Origin of the sequence: Mycobacterium lentiflavum (assembly GCF_022374895.2) — a bacterium.
Lineage (GTDB): Bacteria > Actinomycetota > Actinomycetes > Mycobacteriales > Mycobacteriaceae > Mycobacterium > Mycobacterium lentiflavum.
The window spans coordinates 3,130,061-3,145,772 of record NZ_CP092423.2 but is presented as its reverse complement, the minus strand read 5'-3'; the positions used below and the strand labels follow the sequence as shown (position 1 = coordinate 3,145,772).

Below are 15,712 nucleotides of genomic sequence, written 5' to 3'. Positions count from 1 at the left end.
TATTGGCGTTGTGTCGTCAACGTCGGACTACGCGGAGCGGTTGCGTATGGCCGACCTGCGCGTGACCCGGCCCAGGATTGCCGTCCTGGAGGCAGTGCACGCCCATCCCCATGCCGACACCGAGACCATCTTCTGCTCGGTGCGGGTCGGTCTCCCCGACGTCTCCCGCCAAGCCGTGTACGACGTGCTCAATGCCCTGACGGCGGTGGGCCTGGTCCGTCGCATTCAGCCATCCGGATTGGTCGCGCGCTACGAATCCCGGGTCGGCGACAACCATCATCACGTCGTGTGTCGGTCCTGCGGCGTGATTGCCGACGTCGACTGCGCGGTCGGCGATGCGCCCTGCCTCACCCCATCGGACGACGACAACGTTCTCGATGGCTTCGTGCTCGACGAGGCCGAAGTCATCTACTGGGGGGTATGCCCCGACTGCTCGACCGAAGATTCCTGATTCACAGCCCCGATTCACCTAACACCGAAAGGAAAGTTGTGTCCGAAAGCGAAAATCCCACAATCGCTGCGCCGACCCCGAAAGAGGGGGCTCCCCGCACCAACCAGGACTGGTGGCCCAACCAGGTCGACATCTCGAGGCTGCACCCGCATGTGGCGCAGTCCAACCCGCTCGGTGAGGACTTCGACTACGCCGAGGAGTTCGCCAAGCTCGACGTCGAGGCGCTCAAAGCCGATTTGATCTCGGTGATGACGACCTCGCAGGACTGGTGGCCCGCCGACTACGGCCACTACGGCGGCTTTTTCATCCGGATGAGCTGGCACGCGGCCGGTACCTACCGCATCTACGACGGCCGCGGCGGCGCGGGCCAGGGCATGCAGCGATTCGCTCCGCTGAACAGCTGGCCGGACAATGCGAGCCTGGACAAGGCACGCAGGTTGCTGTGGCCGGTCAAGAAGAAGCACGGCAACAAGATTTCCTGGGCGGATCTGCTGGTCTTCGCCGGCAACGTGGCTCTAGAGTCGATGGGGTTCAAGACCTTTGGGTTTGCCTTCGGTCGCGAAGACGTGTGGGAGCCCGAAGAGATCCTCTTCGGCGAAGAGAACGAATGGCTGGGCACCAACAAGCGCTACTCCGGCACGCGTGATCTCGCGCAACCTTACGGTGCCACCACGATGGGTCTCATCTACGTGAATCCCGAAGGCCCCGAAGGCAAACCGGATCCCGTCGCCGCGGCGATCGACATCCGTGAGACGTTCGGCCGGATGGCGATGAACGACGAAGAGACCGCAGCACTCATCGTCGGTGGCCACAGCTTCGGTAAGACGCACGGTGCCGCCAGCGGCGATCTGGTCGGTCCCGAGCCGGAGGCCGCCCCGATCGAGCAACAAGGGCTGGGCTGGAAGAGCACCTACGGCAGCGGGTCTGGCAAGGACGCCATCACCAGTGGTCTCGAGGTGGTCTGGACGCCCACCCCGACCAAATGGGACAACACCTTCCTGGAGACCCTCTACGGATACGAGTGGGAGCTGGTGAAGAGCCCGGGCGGAGCCTGGCAGTTCACCGCGAAGGACGGCGCCGGGGCGGGCACCATCCCCGATCCGTTCGGCGGTCCGGGTCGTGCTCCGACGATGCTGGTCACCGACGTCTCGCTGCGCGAGGACCCGATCTACCGCAGGATCACCGAGCGCTGGCTGAATCACCCCGACGAGCTGGCCGACGCGTTCGCCAAGGCGTGGTACAAGCTGCTACACCGCGATATGGGGCCGCTCTCCCGCTATCTCGGCCCCTGGATCCCCGAGCCGCAGCTGTGGCAGGACCCGGTTCCCGAGGTCGACCACAAGCTGGTCAACGACAAGGACGTCGCCGCTCTGAAGAGCACCGTGCTCGAGTCCGGCCTGACCGTTCCCCAACTGGTCAAGACCGCATGGTCGGCGGCGGGCAGCTACCGCAACACCGACAAGCGTGGTGGGGCGAACGGGGCGCGGATTCGTCTTGAGCCGCAAAGGAATTGGGAGGTCAATGAGCCCTCGGAGCTGGACAAGGTGTTGCCTGTGCTGGAGAAGATCCAGCAGGACTTCAACGCCTCGGCCTCGGGGGGCAAGAAGATCTCGCTGGCCGACCTGATCGTGTTGGCCGGTTCTGCGGCAGTCGAGAAGGCGGCCAAGGAAGCCGGCTACGACATCTCGGTGCATTTCGCGCCGGGCCGCACCGATGCCTCGCAGGAGAACACCGATGTGGAGTCGTTCGCGGTACTCGAACCGCGGGCCGACGGGTTCCGCAACTACGTCCGACCGGGCGAAAAGGCCCCGTTGGAGCAGCTGCTCGTGGAGCGGGCCTACCTGCTCGGTGTGACCGGTCCGGAGTTGACGGTGCTCGTCGGCGGCCTGCGTGCTCTTGGCGCCAACCACGGCGGCAACAAGCACGGCGTGTTCACCGACAGGCCGGGCGCGTTGACCAACGACTTCTTCGTCAACCTGCTCGACATGGGCACGGAGTGGAAGCCGTCGGAAACTCAGGAGAACGTCTACGAGGGCCGTGATCGGGCCTCGGGGGCGCTGAGGTGGACCGCAACCGCGAACGACCTGGTGTTCGGGTCGAACTCGGTGCTGCGCGCGCTGGTCGAGGTCTACGCGCAGGACGACAACGCGGGCAAGTTCGTCGAGGACTTCGTCGCCGCGTGGGTCAAGGTCATGAACAACGATCGGTACGACCTGAAGTGATATCGGCCTGATCGTCAGTGCTGGACGACACCCCGTGGGCGCTGCGCTCGCGGGGTGTCGTCCGTACGCAGCCCGAAATGCGCGGCTACGTCGGGAAGGCGCGGGCACCGTCCTCGAGCGGCAGACGCAGGGCATTCACGAGATAGCTGACCGTTCGGTAGGCGCCGGCGAGCATCAGCAGCTCCAGGATGGCTTCGTCGCTGTGGTAGCTGCTCAACTCCGCCCACAAATCGTCGTCGACGGTGCAGTTGCGGTGCAGGCTGTCGCAGAAGCGGATCAGGACGCGATCGCCATCGTCCCAGCCCTCATCCTCCGGTGTCCCGATTGTCAGCGATGTGATCTGGTCCTCGGTCAGGCCCGCCTTGGCCGCGAACGTGGTCACGTGCACTCCCCACTCGTATTCGGCGCCGCAGGCCGCGGTGACCCTGTCGATGACGATCTCGCGCTGCCGAATCGTCAAATGCCCGCGGTCAAGCAAGCCGGAGTTGAAGAATTTGAAGAATAGTCGGCGGTCGCGGGCCAACGTGGTGAAGAGCACCAGCGGAGGCCTGCCGTGCATGACGGCGTCGATGGCCTGCTGGATCTCGGCTGGCAACGGCGGCGAGGCGGGCGCAATGCGCGCGCTACGATTTTTATAGCGAGTCATGCTGGCACTCTACGCGCAAGTGCTTCAAAATATGAAGCATGTCCGCTCCGCAGTTCGGGTCGCCAGTGCGAGGGTCGTCCACCGGACGGCCAATCATGGTCGCCTTTGATGCCCTTGGCCGACGGGGCGCGCTGCGCATCTTGTGGGAATTGCGTTCCGGCCCGTTGACGTTTCGTGGCCTGCAGGCGGCATCCGAGATGAATCCCGGCTCCCTGAATGCCCGGCTCAAGGAACTGCGGGCGCTGCACATCCTGGATCACTCCGATGGCGGCTACCACCTCACCCGGCAAGGGCTGTCACTCATGGCGGCATTGAAACCGCTCCAAGCCTGGGCCGACGACTGGGCGCGGCGGACCGACATTCGCCCGGAGTGAGGCCTGCCACACTATTACCCGCCAGTAACCTACGAAGGCGTAAGTTGCGTATTCTTGGGTAATCGCCGGTGTATCCAACTACCACCAAGGCTGGGGCAAGGGGTCTGATTATGAGCGAATTGAGCTACCTCGAACTCCACGGCGACCGGATCGCCTACCGGGAAGCGGGCCACGGCCATGCGCTGCTGCTGATCCACGGGATGGCCGGCAGCTCGGCCACCTGGCGTTCGATCATCCCACAGCTAGCCAAAAAATACCGGGTCATCGCACCTGACCTGCTCGGCCACGGCGAGTCGGCAAAGCCGCGCGGTGACTACTCGCTGGGTGCGTTCGCGGTCTCGCTGCGTGATCTGCTCGACGAGCTCGGCGTGTCTCGCGCGACCGTGGTCGGGCAGTCGCTCGGCGGCGGCATCGCGATGCAGTTCACTCATCAGCACCGCGACTACTGCGAGCGCCTGGCCCTAATCGGCAGCGGCGGCCTCGGTCCGGAGCTGAGCCCGGTGCTGCGAATGTTGTCCGCGCCGGGCGCGGAGTTGCTGTTGCCCGTCGTCGCGCCGCGGCCGGTGTTGAACCTCGGCAACAAACTGGGTTCGTGGCTGACCTCGGCAGGAATTCAATCGCCGCGCGCCACCGAGATGTGGCAGGCGTACTGCTCGCTGTCGGACGCGCGGACCCGCCAGGCGTTCCTGCGCACGTTGCGCTCGGTCGTGGACTACCGCGGCCAGGCCGTCAGCGCGCTCAACAAGCTGCACGTCGCCGCCGGGTTACCCACGGTGCTGATCTGGGGCGATCAGGATCGGATCATTCCCGTCGCGCACGCCTACGCCGCTCACGACGCGCTCGAGGGCAGCCGCCTCGAGGTACTCGAGGGCGTCGGGCACTTCCCTCACGTGGAGGCACCGATGGCCGTGGCGGACATCCTGGAAAACTTCATCGCCTCGACGACGCCCCAGGCGACCGGCAGTTCGGTGCCGCTGGGCATTTAGGCGCGGCTCAGCGGCCGAGATCCCACTGTCCGTAGTCGGCCGCGAGGACGTCGTCGACATCCACATTGATGCCGCCCAGCAGCGGCCCGGGATTCGATGGGCTGTTGACGACCGCCTGGTAGAGCACCGCCATCGGCTCGCGCTGGCCGTGCGACCATGACCGGGTTTGCCACGCCCAGCGATGCCCCGCGCTGGACGAGTTGCCGATCACCCCGTCCCTGATGGCCCACCCACACGCGTTGTAGTGGCCGTAGATGCCGGTGCGGCCCACGCCGAGGACCGAGTTGATTCCCCGAAACCATTCGACGGCAAGGCTATTCCAAGTGTTCTGATCGATATCGTCGTCGACGCTGAAAAAGATCGGCGCCGAGCTCGGTCCGCCTGCCGCGGCATGCAGCTGCTGAGCCGTTTGAGCGTCCGCGACACCACCGTCGTGTCCGCGGGTCAGATCCGACGGGGTGGCGGGCCATCCGGGCTTGCCGTACTGGAAGTTGCTAACGATCTGCAGGCCCGCCGCGCGTAGCGAGTCCGCGTACTCGCGGGTGATCGGCTTGGCCTCGAAATGGGCACCGGGCCGCTCGGCGGAGACGTAGTTGATCACCCCGGCGTACCCCGCCGCCTTGATCTCGTCCGGTGTGATCCTCTTCTCCGCAAAGTCAATCAGCTGGATGTCGGCGGCCGATGCTCGCTGCACGCCGAACGGCGTTGCCAGCGGGGCCAGGCTCAGCAGCGCCGGCGACAACGCGTATTTGAACGCTTCGCGTCGTGAAACAGATCGTGGCACAGCCGAATCGGGCACCGCGCGATCGTAGCAAGATCGGTGACGCCTACAGTCCTCGCTCCTGTAGCCATGACGCGATGTGATCGGCCAGGGTCGCCCACGTGGGTTCCACTGACCCACTGTGTCCCATGCCCGCGATGATCGTCGCCTGGGTGCCGTAGGCCTTTGCCGTTTTGCGCACGACCGACGGGGGATAAATCGCGTCGTGCTCGCCCCCGAGCACCAGCAGCGGCGTGGTCACCCGCGCGGTCTTGACCAGGTTGAGCGCGACCATGTCGCCGAGGATCGCCCGAGTGCTGTCCGGCTGCAGCCGCTCGGTGCCGTCGCTGATGAGGGATTCGGGTGTCTGTTCGCTGAAGAACAGCTCGCGCGCCCCTGCCACCGTCCCCCCGTAGAAGTCGCTGGGCCGGCCGCTGAAGGCGAATTTCATGCAGCCCCAGGGCCGTTGGCGCATTGTGCGCAGCATGGACCGTAGATGTCCGCGCGGCGGCGCGGATGCGAGCAGCACCCCGGCCGGTGCGTCGTTGTTTTCGAGATACTTCTGCACAATGAATCCGCTCATCGAATGTCCGATCGGATCGGTTGTGGTGCAATCCTGTTCGCGACGGAAGAAATGTCGGCGACGAAGTCCGAAATCGAACACAAACGCATCGGTCTGTCCACCGGGCTACGACCGTGGCCGCGGTAGCTGGGCGCAACGACACGAAACCCGCGCTCGGCGAAGTAGTCCAGAAAGTGCACATCCCAGCACCATGCGCCCTGGAAGCCGCCGTGCACAAAGGGCAATGAGTGCGGGTGTTCTTGGCTGGGTTCACCCTTGTCTATTACTTCCAACATGAGATCGGATTCCTATCCACGCGTTGATGATTGGTACTGTGCATTCGGAGCCGACAGCGGCGCGGACTGATCCGCACGTCAGAGCCGATGTTCGGCCTTGATGAACTGCGCGGCGCGCTCACCAATCACGACGCAAGGTGCCATCGTGTTGCCGCTGGTTATGCGCGGCATGATCGACGCGTCGGCGACGCGCAGATTCTCGACGCCGTAGACGTTGAGACGGCCGTCTACCACCGACATCGAGTCGCGGCCCATCTTCGCCGTTCCCGATTCGTGCCAATAAGTGGTCACCGCGTTGCGCAAGTACGTTTCCAGCTCGTCGCCGGTGAGTTCTCCGGGCATCACCTCGCGCGTGACAAACGGGCGAAGCTCGGCGGCATTGCCGATCTCGCGCAGGGTTTCGATGCCGGCGACTGCAGTCTTGACATCGTGCGGATCGGACAGCGCGTTGGCTTCGATCCGAATCGGATCGGTGGGACCCGGTCCCGACAAGCGCACCCGGCCAAGGCTTTTCGGATGCGTGAGTGAGCCGAATAGGCTCCAGCCGTTTTGTGGCATGACGTATTTCGCGATGTTCTCTGGCGTGGCCATCGGCAATGCCCCCAGGCACGCGAAGAGATCCGGTCCATCAGCGTCGCCGAGTCCGGAGTCCCAGAACAATGCCGCCCCCGCTTGGGTGCTGCTTTGCATGTCCTCGGGAAACTCCCATATGCAGCTGAATCCGTAGTGGTCTTGAAAGTTGCGTCCGACCCCGGGAAGGTGCTGACGGACGCTGACTCCGGCGCGGCGCAGTTCGTCGGTGTCGCCTACACCGGACCGCATCAGGACCTTGGGGGTGTGAATCGCCCCGAGGGACAAAACCACCTCGGCATTCGCGGTGATGTGGTGGACAGCGCCGTCGTGGATTGCTTCGACGCCGGAGGCCCGACCGCCCTGGAATGTCACCCGCGTCACCAGAGCATGCGGCGCCACAGTCAGGTTCGGCTTGTCCAGATGAGGCGCCGTATACGTGCGGAAAAGGGATATTCGCTTCCCGCCGCGGTATCGCACGTCGGTGATGGCGGCACCGCGCATCTCTTCCATCAGCCGGCCGTTGGGGCTCTGATAGGTCGGAATCCCCAGTGTCCTGGCGGCGTTCACCGCCGTGGTAGCGACCGGATGCGCGTCGGGCGTCGGCTGCACGAAGACCGGCCCGCCCGTGCCGCGATGGTTCGGCTCACCCATGCCGTGCCAGTCCTCGACCTGCCGGTACAAGTCCAGGACCGGCTCGTAACCCCAGGCCGGTTCACCGGATTCGGCCGCGAAAAGGTCCCAGTCGCTGCGATGTCCGCGCGCCCAGATCATCACGTTGATGCTGGAACCGCCACCGAGCACCCTACCCATCGAAAACGGGATCGAGCGGCCGTTCAGCCCCGGATCGGGCTCCGAAGCAAATCCCCAGTCGCGGTCGGTGCCCAGGTTCAGTGGCCACTGTTTGGCCTCGGTTACGCTGGGCACCTCATCGCTGCCGCCGGCCTCCAAGAGCAAGACGGTGACATCGGGATTTTCCGCCAACCGTCCAGCGATTACCGAACCCGACGACCCGGCCCCGCAGACGACGACGTCGTACCGCGGCTCTAGGGCAACATTCACGATCACTCCTCCACCCAGCTAGGTATAGCGCTTGATATCTAGCCACGCGCGGGTGAGGCGAACGGTTCACCCTTCCCGAATTCTCGTGTGACTGCCAGCAATTCGGAGTCGACGACAGAAAAGGTGTTCGCTGTGACGTGAATTACTGGCGCTCAGCGGCTTTCACGATTCGGTATACCAGGCAACCGACCACGCCACGCGACAGAATCCGCATAACTTGGGCCGTTCGGCGCACATGTTCGGTGATGGATCCCGTCCAGCGGATGTCGGTGCCGCCCGCGGGGGTCGGGCGTCAGCAGCATCTCAACCTGGTAGCCGCGTGCCCGCAATGGTGGCCCGATCGGCAGGAAATGTGCCGGTGGCCTTGTTCGTCGGCGATCGCTCCCAACTCGATTGGACGATAAGCGGTTTCGCCTAACCGCGGGCACCGTCGGTCTCCAGGCGAAACAGGGTGGCCGCCGGTGCGCTGGTGGTTCGGTTGATCTCGAAGGTGAAGACTGTGCCGCTCACCTCACCGGCTCGCGTGTGTCGTCGCGGCCGCGGGCCGCAGCATGCGGGCGCTGATTAATGCCGAAAGCCAACCGGGTGAGAAGCGGCCGCCGGCAGTCATGATCCGGTTGCGCCACCCGGGAACCGCGATGGCGCGGCCTCGGTCGAGCGCCCGCAGCCCGGCGGCCGCTACCGGTTCGGGCGTGGCCAGGTGCCGGTATATCGCGGTGTGCGAGACATCCGATCCCAGCGCATCGACGAATCCCGTCCGGGAGGGTCCTGGGCACAACGCGGTCACCGTGACGCCCGAGCCGCGGCATTCGGCCCACAGGGCCTGGCTGAGTGACAGCACGAACGCCTTCGAGGCGCCGTAGGTGGCCTGATAGGTGCCGGGCTGAAACGCGATGGTGGAGGCGACGTTGAGGATGCCGCCCCGACCTCGGGCGAGCATGCCGGGCAGTACCGCGTGGGTGAGACGGACCAGAGCGTCGACATTGACCGCCACCAGCTCGTGCTCGCGGTCGGCGTCCAGTTCTGCAAATCGCCCGTACGTGCCGAACCCGGCGTTGTTGACCAGCACCTCGATCGTCCGCCCCGCCAGGCGGGCCGCGAGAGCATCGACGCCGGCCTCGGTGCTGAGGTCGCCGACGACCAGTTCGACCTCGACGGGTGCCGCCTGACGGGCCTGCTGCGCGACGGCGTTGAGCCGGTCCTGGTCACGTCCGGCCAGCAGCAATGACAAGCCGCGCTTGGCCAACAGGTCGGCGAAGACTGCGCCGAAACCGGAGCTGGCACCCGTGATCACCGCCCAGCCGGTCCTTGATTGAGATGACATTTCCGCGTCCTTTCGAAGATGTGAATGCGATTAACATAATGCCGCATGTTAATGTCGTCAACATGTCTGGAACGAAGTCTCCGGCGACGGCGAAGGCCCGCCGGGACAGCTACCACCACGGCGACCTCAAACGAGCGCTGACCAGCGCCGCGCTGTCGCTGGTGGCCGAGCGGGGGCCAAAGGGTTTCACCTTGACCGAGGCGGCCCGGCGCGCGGGCGTCAGCGCTGCGGCGCCATACCGTCACTTCACCGACAAGGCCCACCTGCTCGCTAACGTTGCCGAGCAGGGATTTCTCGACCTCCACGCCACATTGACCGTCGGCGCCGAGGCCGCGTCAGGGCCGACCGACAAGCTGATCGAAATCGGCCGCGCTTACGTCCGCTGGGCCATCGGGCATCCGGACCAGTACCGGGTGATGTTCGGCGCGGATACCGACAAGACCAAGCATCCGAGCCTGGCTGTCGCCGCAGGTCAAGCCTTCGGAGTCTTGCTTGACGCGATCGCCGGATGCCAGGCCGCCGGGCTGCTGCGCGGCCGAGCGCCGCGCGAGATCGCCGGACCGCTCTGGTCGCTCGTGCATGGCATCGCATCCCTCGCGATCGAGGGCGAGCTACGGAATGTCGAGATCGACCAAGACCCGGAGGAGATGGTCTCCGACGCCCTGTCCGACGTGTTCGATCGCTGATGCGTCGGCGGCACCACTGGCCGACAACCCAGCAAACAAAGATGCCGTCGGGTCCAGCACTGCTCAGCCCATTGGCTCACAACATGTTCCGACTCTTGGTTGGCTCCGCACGATCGGGGACAGTTATCCAGCGGACCTCGCCGACGGACGAAAATCGCCGCTACCTAGTATTGAAGGGCACCGATGGCGCGTTGCGTCGATTAGCTGATCGAACTATAGTTTGGACACATGTCCAGTTTGCTGTCACGGAGTTCGGGAGCCCGTTGACGGCAATGGATTCGGCGCCCTCCGCGTTCGTTAACCAGCAAAGAAGAGTTGAGTATGCGAATTGCCTTGCTGTCCTACCGTAGTAAGACCCATTGCGGCGGACAGGGCGTCTATATACGACATCTCAGCCACGGTCTGGTGGAACTTGGTCACGATGTCGAAGTGTTCTCGGGGCAGCCGTATCCGGAATTGCTCGATCCTCGGGTGCGATTAACCGAGGTTCCAAGCCTCGATATGTACCGAGAGCCTGACCCGTTCCGAATCCCCCGCCCCAGCGAGATCCACGACTCGATCGACCTCCGGGAACTTCTGACGGTGTGGACGGCGGGCTTTCCCGAGCCGCGGACTTTCACGCTGCGCGCCGCGCGCCTGTTGGCCGAGCGTGCATCCGAATTCGACGTCGTCCACGACAACCAGAGTCTGGGAACCGGCCTGTTGACCATTGCCGCCACCGGAATGCCGGTCGTGGCCACCGTGCACCACCCGATCACCCGTGACCGGGTCCTCGATGTCGCCGCGGCTAAGTGGTGGCGAAAGCCGTTGGTACGCCGCTGGTATGGATTCTTGGACATGCAGCAACAAGTGGCGCGTCAGATCCCGGAGCTCTTGACGGTCTCGTCGTCGTCCGCGGCCGACATCATCTCCGATTTCGGTGTCTTGCCCGAACAGCTGCACGTGGTGCCGTTGGGGGTGAACACCGAGCTCTTCAAACCGGATTTGGGTCCACGCCGGCCCGGCCGGGTGATCGCGATCGCCAGCGCCGACACCCCGCTCAAGGGCGTCAGCACCCTGCTGCATGCGGTCGCCAAGACTCGGGTGAACCGCGATGTCGAGTTGCGGCTCGTCGCCAAGGTGGAACCCAACGGGCCCACCCACAAGCTCATCGCCGAACTGGGGATCTCGGACATTGTCCACATCTCCAGCGGGCTCACCGATGCCGAGTTGGCCGCCCTGTTCGCCTCGGCCGAGGTCGCCTGCATACCGTCGCTCTACGAAGGGTTTTCGCTGCCCGCCGTGGAGGCGATGTCGAGTGGTACCCCGATCGTCGCGAGCCGGGTAGGTGCGCTGCCCGAGGTCCTCGGGACCGACGGCGCCTGCGCCGAGTTGGTCCCGCCCGCCGATGTCGATGCGCTGACCCGCGCACTCGGCGAGCTCCTTGACTCGCCGGAAAAGCGCCGCAGCCTCGGCAAGGCGGGACGGGCGCGCGCAGTCAGCGTGTTCAGCTGGGAAGCCGTCGCCGCACAGACCGTGCGGATCTATGAGCGGGCGATCGCACGAAGTGCCCTCACCGAAGGCGAACTGCAATGCTGACGGTCGATTTCGATCGGCTCGGCATCGGCCCGTCCAGCAAGGTGATCGACGTGGGCTGCGGAGCCGGTCGGCATGCGTTCGAAGCGTATCGCCGCGGTGCCGACATCATCGCGTTCGACCGCGACGAGGCCGAGTTGAAGTCCGTGGAAACCATTCTTCGCGCGATGGCCGAAAACGGCGAAGCACCCGCTGCGGCAACGGCGGAGGCGGTCGTCGGCGATGCGTTGAGCTTGCCGTACCCAGACGAGACATTCGACTGCGTGATCGCATCCGAAATTCTGGAACACGTCACCCAAGACGATGCGGTGATCGCGGAGTTGATCCGGGTAGTCAAAGTCGGCGGGACCCTAGCGGTCTCCGTGCCCCGCTGGCTTCCCGAACAAGTGTGCTGGCTGCTGTCCGACGAATATCACGCCAATCTAGGCGGCCACATCCGTATCTACCGGGCCAGCGAGCTGCGGGACAAGATCGCGGCCAATGGCCTGGAATTGACGCATTCGCATCACGCGCATGCACTTCATTCCCCGTTCTGGTGGCTGAAGTGTGCTGTAGGAGTTGAAAACACCGATCATCCAGTGGTGACCGCCTACCACAAGCTTCTGGTCTGGGACCTCATGCAGCGGCCGCGGCTTACTCGGATCGCGGAGTCGGTGCTCAACCCGCTCGTGGGCAAGAGCGTCGCGATGTACTTCACCAAGGCACAGAAGACGGGAACCGAAGCAACCCTGGGGTATTCAGTTGCATCGATATAGGCCGCCGGCGGTTCCGGGTGTGTTGAGTCCGGAGCAGTGTCGCCAGACAGCCCTGTCCATCGCCGCCGAGCAGGAGTCATCGGGTGCCATCCCCTGGTTCCACGGCGGTCACACCGACCCGTGGGATCACGTCGAATCAGCCATGGCGCTCACCGCGGCCGGATTACTGGAACCGGCCCGAGCCGCCTATGAGTGGAGTCGCCGTAATCAGCGTTCTGACGGATCCTGGCCCCTCCAATTTCGTTCGGGGACAATCGAAGACGCCAACAGTGACAGCAATTTCTGCGCCTATATCGCCACCGGCGTCTGGCATTACGTGTTGGTCACCGGCGACAAGTCCTTCGCCGCATCGATGTGGCCGGTGGTGCACAAGGCCATCGACTTCGTCATCGACCTGCAGGTCGGTTATGGCGAGATCTGTTGGGCGCGAAGCGAAACGGGCCCGGTGCGCGAAGCTCTGCTAACCGGTTGCGCCAGCGTGTATCACAGCATTCGGTGTGCGTTGGCGCTGGCCGCTCTAGTGGACGATCCGCAACCCGAATGGGAGCTGGCCCTGGGTCGGCTGGGCCATGCGCTGGTCGCGCATCCCGAGGCGTTCACCGAAAAAGACCGCTACTCGATGGACTGGTACTACCCCATCCTCGGCAGCGCACTGCGAGGTCCGGCCGCGGCCGCCCGCATCAAGCACCGCTGGGACGACTTTGTCGTCGACGGCCTTGGCATCCGCTGCGTCGACGACCGGCCGTGGGTGACCGGCGCCGAAACCTGTGAGTTGGTCCTGGCGCTCGACGCGATGGGTCAACGGTCGGTCGCGCACCAGCAATTCGCGGCGATGCAGCACCTACGTGAAAAGGACGGCTCGTATTGGACGGGCTTGGTATTCGCCGACGGAAAGCGCTGGCCCGAAGAGCGCACGGCGTGGACGGGCGCCGCGGTTATCTTGGCGGCGGATGCGCTGTCGGACACCACCGGAGGTGCGGGGATCTTCCGTGGCGACGAGCTACCGCTGGGTCTGCAGACCGACTTCGATTGCGAGTGCGTCGCTACCGGCCCCGGGCGGTAACTTCGAGCGGCTCGCCCACCCGGCCGCTGGTGCGTTCGAGCACCCGCAGCGAGCCGATCGCGCAGATCTCGTTGAATTGGCCGGAATCTATTGCGCGGCAATAAATGTAATACGGTGGCCGCCCGCCGTCCTTTGGATCGGGAAACACGTCATGGATGACCAGGGCCCCGCCGACACTTACCCACTTTGCCCATCCGTTGAAGTCCTCGGTCGCCGCGGCCTCGGAGTGGCCACCGTCGATGAACAAGAACCGTAGCGGTGACCGCCACCCGCGGGCCACGACCGGAGACTTGCCCACGATGGCGACCACGTGGTCGTCGAGTCCGGCCGCGTCGAGCGTGCGTCGAAACGTGGGGAGGGTGTCGAACAGTCCGGTGACCTCGTCGACCAACGAGGCATCGTGGTATTCCCAGCCGGCCTGATGTTCCTCGGAGCCGTGGTGATGGTCGACCGTGTACAGCACACTGGCCGTCTGCTGTGCCGCTGCACCGAGCAGCAAGGTGGATTTGCCGCAGTAGGTACCGATCTCGACACCGACACCGCCGTCCAGATACCGCAGCGCCGCGTCATAGAGCGCGCGACCTTCGTCGTCTGGCATGAAGCCCGTCACCTGTTCGGCCAGTGCGAACAAGCGCTCGGGTGCACTCGTGTCGGTGTTGCTCATCAGGTGAACCTATCGTCCGGCATGCTTTGACCAACAGCGTGGTCAAACTCAGTACCGGGAGCAGTTCACCCAGCCGGGCGCGGGCGGCGAGTTCGTCTTAACATCATTGCTGTGCGCGCTCTATTTCTCCGTAAATCATGTGGTGTGTGCCTCGCGGCAGTCGTGATCGCAGGCGCACTGATATTGGCTCCCGCGGTCCTGCTCTCCCGGACGTCGGGTGCCCTGCCATCGGCCTCCGCCAGCTGTCCTCAGGTTCAGGTGGTGTTCGCCCGCGGTCGTTACGAGTCGCCGGGGCCCGGTGTGCTCGGCAACGCGTTCATCAACGCGCTTTCCTCCAAGGTTGGAAACCGCAGCTTCGGCTCCTATGCCGTCAAGTACCCCGCTGATACGCAGGTCGATATCGGCGCCAACGACATGAGTCACCACATCCAGGACATGGCCAACAACTGCCCGGACACCCGACTCGTGCTGGGCGGCTACTCGCTCGGCGCGGCGGTGACCGATGTGGTGCTCGCCGCGCCGATCAGCGCGTTCGGGTTCGACAGCCCCCTGCCGGCGGGCATGGATCAGCACATCGCCGCCGTCGCGCTGTTCGGCAACGGAAGTCAGTGGGTGGGGCCGATCACGAACTTCAACCCGACCTACAACGACCGGACGATCGAGTTGTGCCACGGCGCCGACCCGGTCTGCAATCCCGCGGACCCAAACACCTGGAAAGAGAACTGGCCACAGCATCTGGCCAGCGCGTACATCGACGCCGGCATGGCGAACCAGGCCGCCGACTTCGCGGCAAGCAAGCTCTAACTCAGCGGCGACCAGTCGGCGCGGGCGATCAGCACGTCGCGAAGTAGATCGGCGCGATCGGTGATGATGCCGTCGACGCCGATATCGAGCAGGGCGCGCATGGTCTCCGGGTCGTCGACCGTCCATGCGTGCACCTGACGCCCCGAGGCGTGAGCGGCCCGGACCAGCGCCGGTGTGATGACCGGCAGGCGACCCAGCCGGGGCGGCAGTTGTAAGCAGTCGCTGTCGTGCAGCATCCGCCAGGCATATGAGCGACTGGCCGTGGTCTTCGCGGCCACGAGCGCCAGGAACGCGATCGTGCCCGCCGAACTCGCGACCCGTTTTGATAGCAGGCCCAACGCGCGGCGGCGGCGGCGGTCGGAGAACGATGTGACCAGTACCCGGTCGTGTGCGTTGAGCCGCTCGATGACCTCGACTGTGGGTTCGATGGCCGACTCGGCTTTGATATCGATGTTGACCCGCATCGCCGGCAGCGCGACCAGGAGCTCCTCCAGCGACGGGATCGTCTGCCCCGCACCGAGATCCGCCGTGCGGGCATCCCGCCACGCCAGACGGTCGATCGTGCCCGCTAACCCGCACTGCGCCGGGAGTCGGCGGTCGTGCAGGATCACCGCCACACCGTCTCGGGTAGCCCGGACGTCGGTCTCGATGTAGCGGAATCCGAGCTTGGCAGCCTCGTCAAACGCGCCCATGGTGTTCATCGGAAACTTGAACGACGTGAATCCCCTGTGTGCCATGGCAATTCGCCCGGTGTGGCGAAGATACTCGCACGCTGGCTCGTCGCCGTGCCTCATGGGGCTAAGGCTACGTCGCACGACCGGGATCGGCGTAGCAAAGGACCGAATTCCATTCGTGCCCACAGCGACGGTCTCACCAGACTGTACGCAATCCGGGGGATCACATACCTGCGAA

General features: G+C 64.8%; 17 protein-coding genes. 9 read left to right on the top strand and 8 right to left on the bottom strand.

Annotated elements, in window-relative coordinates; translation table 11 throughout:
* Nucleotides 1–10: 10 nt before the first annotated feature.
* Both MJO58_RS14760 and katG read left to right on the top strand, forming a co-directional pair.
* Complete coding sequence (locus MJO58_RS14760) at nucleotides 11–451, top strand: Fur family transcriptional regulator (RefSeq protein WP_090602730.1); 441 nt, start codon at nucleotides 11–13, stop codon at nucleotides 449–451.
* 38 nt (nucleotides 452–489) lie between these two features.
* Entirely contained in the window at nucleotides 490–2,673 is a 2,184-nt protein-coding gene (katG, locus tag MJO58_RS14755; protein ID WP_420845350.1) for a catalase/peroxidase HPI, read from the top strand.
* 85 nt (nucleotides 2,674–2,758) lie between these two features.
* Here the strand turns inward: katG and MJO58_RS14750 are convergent, their stop codons facing one another.
* The gene (locus MJO58_RS14750) at nucleotides 2,759–3,319 is read right to left on the bottom strand and encodes a carboxymuconolactone decarboxylase family protein (protein ID WP_090602724.1); all 561 of its coding nucleotides are present in this window, start codon (nucleotides 3,317–3,319) and stop codon (nucleotides 2,759–2,761) included.
* Nucleotides 3,320–3,357: 38 nt separating this feature from the next.
* Between MJO58_RS14750 and MJO58_RS14745 the strand changes: the two genes are divergently transcribed.
* Together MJO58_RS14745 and MJO58_RS14740 are read left to right on the top strand one after the other, a co-directional pair.
* The gene (locus tag MJO58_RS14745) at nucleotides 3,358–3,693 is read left to right on the top strand and encodes a winged helix-turn-helix transcriptional regulator (RefSeq protein ID WP_090602721.1); all 336 of its coding nucleotides are present in this window, start codon (nucleotides 3,358–3,360) and stop codon (nucleotides 3,691–3,693) included.
* A 110-nt stretch (nucleotides 3,694–3,803) separates the two neighbouring features.
* Entirely contained in the window at nucleotides 3,804–4,679 is an 876-nt protein-coding gene (locus tag MJO58_RS14740; protein WP_090602718.1) for an alpha/beta fold hydrolase, read from the top strand.
* Nucleotides 4,680–4,686: 7 nt separating this feature from the next.
* Here MJO58_RS14740 and MJO58_RS14735 read toward each other — a convergent pair whose 3' ends face one another.
* The 5 genes from MJO58_RS14735 to MJO58_RS14715 form a co-directional block, all read right to left on the bottom strand.
* Nucleotides 4,687–5,478, bottom strand: coding sequence for a DUF1906 domain-containing protein (locus tag MJO58_RS14735; protein WP_239719855.1), 792 nt, complete (start codon nucleotides 5,476–5,478; stop codon nucleotides 4,687–4,689).
* A gap of 28 nt (nucleotides 5,479–5,506) precedes the next feature.
* Nucleotides 5,507–6,022, bottom strand: a complete 516-nt coding sequence (locus MJO58_RS14730) for a ketoacyl reductase (protein ID WP_259608701.1) — start codon at nucleotides 6,020–6,022, stop codon at nucleotides 5,507–5,509.
* Entirely contained in the window at nucleotides 6,019–6,297 is a 279-nt protein-coding gene (locus tag MJO58_RS14725) for an alpha/beta hydrolase (RefSeq protein ID WP_259608700.1), read from the bottom strand. Before MJO58_RS14725 ends, MJO58_RS14730 begins: the two co-directional genes overlap by 4 nt.
* Nucleotides 6,298–6,375: 78 nt before the next feature.
* Nucleotides 6,376–7,929 carry a GMC family oxidoreductase gene (locus tag MJO58_RS14720; protein WP_239719854.1) on the bottom strand — a complete coding sequence of 518 codons (1,554 nt, stop codon included), beginning with the start codon at nucleotides 7,927–7,929 and terminating at the stop codon, nucleotides 6,376–6,378.
* Between the two features lie 511 nt (nucleotides 7,930–8,440).
* The gene (locus MJO58_RS14715) at nucleotides 8,441–9,253 is read right to left on the bottom strand and encodes an SDR family NAD(P)-dependent oxidoreductase (RefSeq protein WP_090602710.1); all 813 of its coding nucleotides are present in this window, start codon (nucleotides 9,251–9,253) and stop codon (nucleotides 8,441–8,443) included.
* A gap of 62 nt (nucleotides 9,254–9,315) precedes the next feature.
* On the opposite strand from MJO58_RS14715, the gene MJO58_RS14710 reads away from it, so the two are divergent.
* The 4 genes from MJO58_RS14710 to mmpH all read left to right on the top strand — a co-directional run bounded on the left by MJO58_RS14710 (nucleotide 9,316) and on the right by mmpH (nucleotide 13,332).
* Nucleotides 9,316–9,939, top strand: a complete 624-nt coding sequence (locus MJO58_RS14710) for a TetR/AcrR family transcriptional regulator (RefSeq protein ID WP_090609060.1) — start codon at nucleotides 9,316–9,318, stop codon at nucleotides 9,937–9,939.
* A 321-nt stretch (nucleotides 9,940–10,260) separates the two neighbouring features.
* Nucleotides 10,261–11,517, top strand: a complete 1,257-nt coding sequence (gene manT / locus MJO58_RS14705; RefSeq protein WP_090602708.1) for an MMP alpha-(1->4)-mannosyltransferase — start codon at nucleotides 10,261–10,263, stop codon at nucleotides 11,515–11,517.
* A complete protein-coding gene (locus tag MJO58_RS14700) occupies nucleotides 11,511–12,269 on the top strand; it encodes a class I SAM-dependent methyltransferase (RefSeq protein WP_090602705.1) in 759 nt (252 codons plus the stop codon). The genes manT and MJO58_RS14700 overlap by 7 nt, the downstream gene beginning before the upstream one ends.
* Nucleotides 12,256–13,332 carry an MMP endo-(1,4)-3-O-methyl-alpha-D-mannosidase gene (gene mmpH / locus MJO58_RS14695; protein ID WP_090602703.1) on the top strand — a complete coding sequence of 359 codons (1,077 nt, stop codon included), beginning with the start codon at nucleotides 12,256–12,258 and terminating at the stop codon, nucleotides 13,330–13,332. Before MJO58_RS14700 ends, mmpH begins: the two co-directional genes overlap by 14 nt.
* Here the strand turns inward: mmpH and MJO58_RS14690 are convergent.
* Complete coding sequence (locus tag MJO58_RS14690; RefSeq protein ID WP_090602701.1) at nucleotides 13,313–13,996, bottom strand: class I SAM-dependent methyltransferase; 684 nt, start codon at nucleotides 13,994–13,996, stop codon at nucleotides 13,313–13,315. The genes mmpH and MJO58_RS14690 overlap by 20 nt on opposite strands.
* A gap of 111 nt (nucleotides 13,997–14,107) precedes the next feature.
* Between MJO58_RS14690 and MJO58_RS14685 the strand changes: the two genes are divergently transcribed.
* On the top strand, nucleotides 14,108–14,800 hold the full coding sequence (locus tag MJO58_RS14685; RefSeq protein WP_090602698.1) for a cutinase family protein: 693 nt from the start codon (nucleotides 14,108–14,110) through the stop codon (nucleotides 14,798–14,800).
* Here the strand turns inward: MJO58_RS14685 and MJO58_RS14680 are convergent.
* Nucleotides 14,797–15,594, bottom strand: a complete 798-nt coding sequence (locus tag MJO58_RS14680) for a glycerophosphodiester phosphodiesterase family protein (RefSeq protein WP_217493130.1) — start codon at nucleotides 15,592–15,594, stop codon at nucleotides 14,797–14,799. The genes MJO58_RS14685 and MJO58_RS14680 overlap by 4 nt on opposite strands.
* Nucleotides 15,595–15,712 lie beyond the last annotated feature (118 nt).

Coding starts and splice junctions, on each gene's coding strand:
- MJO58_RS14700 (WP_090602705.1), top strand. CDS start 11,511: ATGCTGACGGTCGATTTCGATCGGCTCGGCATCGGCCCGTCCAGCAAG.
- MJO58_RS14710 (WP_090609060.1), top strand. CDS start 9,316: ATGTCTGGAACGAAGTCTCCGGCGACGGCGAAGGCCCGCCGGGACAGC.
- MJO58_RS14680 (WP_217493130.1), bottom strand. CDS start 15,594: ATGAGGCACGGCGACGAGCCAGCGTGCGAGTATCTTCGCCACACCGGG.
- MJO58_RS14745 (WP_090602721.1), top strand. CDS start 3,358: ATGTCCGCTCCGCAGTTCGGGTCGCCAGTGCGAGGGTCGTCCACCGGA.
- MJO58_RS14725 (WP_259608700.1), bottom strand. CDS start 6,297: ATGTTGGAAGTAATAGACAAGGGTGAACCCAGCCAAGAACACCCGCAC.
- MJO58_RS14715 (WP_090602710.1), bottom strand. CDS start 9,253: ATGTCATCTCAATCAAGGACCGGCTGGGCGGTGATCACGGGTGCCAGC.
- MJO58_RS14690 (WP_090602701.1), bottom strand. CDS start 13,996: ATGAGCAACACCGACACGAGTGCACCCGAGCGCTTGTTCGCACTGGCC.
- MJO58_RS14750 (WP_090602724.1), bottom strand. CDS start 3,319: ATGACTCGCTATAAAAATCGTAGCGCGCGCATTGCGCCCGCCTCGCCG.
- manT (WP_090602708.1), top strand. CDS start 10,261: ATGCGAATTGCCTTGCTGTCCTACCGTAGTAAGACCCATTGCGGCGGA.
- MJO58_RS14740 (WP_090602718.1), top strand. CDS start 3,804: ATGAGCGAATTGAGCTACCTCGAACTCCACGGCGACCGGATCGCCTAC.
- MJO58_RS14730 (WP_259608701.1), bottom strand. CDS start 6,022: ATGAGCGGATTCATTGTGCAGAAGTATCTCGAAAACAACGACGCACCG.